At 58.5% G+C, this 3,704-nt stretch carries 2 protein-coding genes and 1 pseudogene; all 3 read left to right on the top strand.

All coding sequences use genetic code 11. From position 1 onward, the window contains the following. Positions 1–1,453: 1,453 nt before the first annotated feature. Positions 1,454–1,702, top strand: a pseudogene (locus AWB67_RS34955) (low affinity iron permease family protein); the annotation flags it as partial. Positions 1,703–1,858: 156 nt separating this feature from the next. Then, positions 1,859–2,299 (top strand): ATP-binding protein, encoded by a 441-nt coding sequence (locus AWB67_RS34950; protein ID WP_327367054.1) that lies wholly within the window; start codon positions 1,859–1,861, stop codon positions 2,297–2,299. A 439-nt stretch (positions 2,300–2,738) separates the two neighbouring features. Next, positions 2,739–3,614, top strand: a complete 876-nt coding sequence (locus tag AWB67_RS34945) for an ATP-grasp fold amidoligase family protein (RefSeq protein ID WP_087660490.1) — start codon at positions 2,739–2,741, stop codon at positions 3,612–3,614. Positions 3,615–3,704 lie beyond the last annotated feature (90 nt).

Here is a 3,704-nt window from a genome sequence, read left to right as displayed (position 1 = left end):
GCGAGCGCGTCGCCATTCTCGCATCGTGGAATCAGCAACGACGATCCCGTGAAAACCCCCGCTTCTTCAGCACAGCCTTAAGTTAGGCGAGTGTTCGAGCGCTGACCCGCGGAATAGCACGCCAGACCGGTGCGTTGCTGGTGCTTGTCTTCCGTTTCCGGGTGCCGCCGGTCATCGTCGATATGCAGGTACAGGCTGGTCGTGGTCAGCGAAGCCTCTGAAGACGCTGGAGCCTATCGCACTTGTCCGCCCACGGGGCGCGCATCGGTTTAAACCATGTAGTCGAAAGCTGAACCGGCGATTGACGGTGTATCGGCGCCGTGCATTGGATCCGGTCCTGAAAGCATTGGCTTCGCGCACCGCATCGGACGCAAGTTCCGATCCGACGACTGGCGCCGATCTGGGTTCAGGCCAAGCAGGGTAGGCGAACGGGTCCCGGACTGTTTGGCTTCTGGAAACCCTTCTACGGCCAGGCAGCACAGTACACCTACTCTGAGCGTTGTTGTGGCCTACACACTGGCGCCAGGCTGACGTGAAACATGGCGCTCATGCGAAGGCGGGACAAAGCCGAAGGACGCAAAGCGGCCTAACGCAGCCGTGCGTTTAGCAATTCGTGCAACTTGAATAGAGCACTTTTCGGGTCGCCAGCCTCCCCCAAAGTGCGTGCAGCAGCAAGGAGGTCCCGCTCATGAGCATCGAGTACTAGCCAGCGCTCCGTCTCATGGATAAACCCCAGCACCTGCAAACGTAGCACGATGGGATACCGTCCGGGCGGGTGCCGATTGGTCTCATTGATCAAGACTGTGTAGCGGCTCGCTATCTGGCTCAAAGTCTGGTGGCGCACGGAAGCTTCTCGCGTTGTAATGTTTTTCTATATTCACGCTATCGGCCGCATGGCACTGTGGCGCACCGTACACTGCGCGTGCCGATCGAGGTTTGTTGACTCTCCGTAGGCGACCGCGCCGCAGGTCACTAAGGGTCCGGTAGTTTGTCCACGACACGAAGCAAACTGGCCGCGCGCTCTACGAGGGCGAGATCACCATTTGAGCGGTCCGCGACGTCCTCGACGCGCCTGCGCCAGTATGCCTTATTGACGACAGCCGTTGAACGCGAGAGCTGCTCGGTCGCGTCGAGCCCAGCAAGCCGACGAAGCATTTTGTTCAATCAGACAGACCGCCGCCGTGCCTTGACGTACGGACCCTACCGTACGCGAGTGCGTCTCAGGCGTCCCGCCCGATCCATACGCATTGCGCCTCATGATCGATACCGGTCCGGGCGGCTCTTGATCCCAAGCCGCGTCGCTTGCCTTCGTGGACCCCGCCAGCTTTGATGTGCGGCAGGGGCTGGCAATCCGCCCTCGTTTGCAAATTTGCAAACCCGTCTGATTTACTTGAGATAGAGGTTGCCGGCGCCGTAGGATCATCCTGAGGTTGATCAACTACCGGAGATCGTGATGAACAGCAAATGGTTTTCGAAGTTGGCAAGCTACCTCTCCACAATGACAGGTAGGCCGGCCACTTTCGTACTGGCCGTCTTCCTTGTGGTGGCTTGGGCGATCACGGGGCCGGTCTTCCACTACAGCGACACCTGGCAACTCGTGATCAATACGTCGACCACAATCGTCACGTTCCTGATGGTTTTCTTGATCCAGAACACGCAAAACCGCGACACAGCCGCGATGCAGATCAAGCTCGATGAGTTGAGCGACGGTGGTGACGAGCAACCGCGAAGCGCCAAGGACCCTGATGAAGAATCCGGGACAACACTGCCGCGCGCCTAACCAACACGCCGTCGTTTGCGCACAGTCTCCACAGTTTCATTGCTGCGCTGGTCCTGAGCGAGATCAGCGTCTGCCGGCTTGGAATATGACATCCCAGTACATCATTCTGGTCTCGCCAACCGGACTCGTAAATGCTGGCTCGGATGCGCGCTGGTCAATCACGCGGGCCGTCAGGGTTTCTCCGTCTGCTATCTGCGCATGCCCGAGTTCAACGAGGAGAGGGCTATCGCGCACGGTAGTGGTGGCTACGCGAAGCTGCTCAGCCAGCGGGCCAGAACCGACATCCTCGTTATGAATGACCTGGCCATGGCGCCACTGTCGGATTTGGCGCGACGCGATCTGTTTGAAGTGGTCGATGACCGGCATGGCCGGCGCTCGGTGATCGTCGCCAGCCAGATTCCAGTCGGCAGCTGGCGTACCGCCATCGGGGATCCAACGCTCGCCGACGCGATTCTCGACCGGCTAGTGGCGGCACTGGCAAGGTCGTGCACGGCATCGGCGGGGGCTGAGCGCGCGTGAATCACACCCTTTCGGCGCGCTGCTATCCATGATGCCGAACTCCCATCGCTTAAGGTCCTGGTCGCAATAGGCTCAGCGGTCGGACGCGTGATCCATTCGTCCTTTGCCGTTGTCCGGCCCGACCTATCTTCCGAGAGACCCAACTGGAGTGAACGGCGATGCGGTGACTCTTGCGATTTGCGGTTTGCGTTATGTCATCCAACTGTGGGCGGGCGAACAGAGATGTGTGCAGTGCCCAAATATGGTGCGGGTGAGCCCGGGTCCAACCAAAGTGTGAGACAGTCAGAGCAAGCTCAATCGCCGCAGCAAATTGAGGGGCACCGGGTGGGTCTGTAATTTAAGCAGCCGGTAGTCCAACGTCGCGCTGACGGAGAAGTCTGCGTTGCAGAGAATGGCACAACTCGGGAGCTGACGCCGGCTTGTGTCGGGAGACGAAGACATGTCAATCGCCGAGTCTTTAAAGGGTCGCGTAAAAGATTTACTTCCGGACGCGATGTTTTTGAGCCTGTCGCATCGGCGCAAGGTCGGCCGCTTTCCCAACGTCGAGCACCCGCTCACCTTCAACGAGAAGATCCTGCATCGGTGTCTGCATCCGGATCCGTGCTTCGCACATTTCGCGGACAAACTCCTGGTGCGTGATTACGTAACCCGCACCATCGGCGACGCGTATCTCATTCCGTTGCTGGCAACCCCGGAGCCATTCACCAGAGCCGACTTCGACGCCTTGCCTCGGTCCTTTGTGATGAAGGTCAATCATGCCAGCAACTTTGTGAAGATCGTGCGCGACAAGTCTGAGACCACCTTCGAAGAACTCCATGCGCTCGCGGCGCACTGGCTATCCACGAACTTTTATCGCATTGCACGAGAGCGGCACTATAAGGGCATCAGGCCACGTCTCTTCTTCGAGCAACTGTTGCTGGACGAACACGGCGACGTGCCGGCCGACATCAAAGTTCACTGCTTCACCGAGCGCACGGGAAAGAAGAAAGCGTACATCATGCGAGTTTCTGACCGCTTCACGCCGCGTCCGTGCGGCGACTTCTTCGACGAGCACTGGAATCTTCTGGACATCGCCGTTGCAGGTTTCTTTACAAGCCCTACACCTGCCCCACGCCCGGACAATCTGGGTCAGATACTGGCCACCGCCAAGGCCCTCGCTGCCGACTTCGACTATGTGCGGGTGGATCTCTATGCGCTAGGCGACAGAATCTATTTCGGCGAATTGACATTTACACCTGGTGCCGGCGTAGACCGGCTCTATCCGGATAAGGTCGACTACGACTGGGGACGCTTGTTCCATACGTGTTCCTCGTAAACGACCCATGTCGCTTTCGATTACCCACAATTCTTAGCACCACCCTCTGTTAACCGAAGGACGATTCTGTTAACGTCATTGCATGCACAT

The sequence above is a fragment of the Caballeronia terrestris genome (genome assembly GCF_001544515.1).
Taxonomy (GTDB): Bacteria; Pseudomonadota; Gammaproteobacteria; order Burkholderiales; family Burkholderiaceae; genus Caballeronia; species Caballeronia terrestris.
This window is presented reverse-complemented; position numbering and strand designations above follow the sequence as displayed.

Excerpts from the sequence above, each read along its gene's own strand:
- AWB67_RS34945 (WP_087660490.1), top strand. The coding sequence starts at position 2,739 with ATGTCAATCGCCGAGTCTTTAAAGGGTCGCGTAAAAGATTTACTTCCG.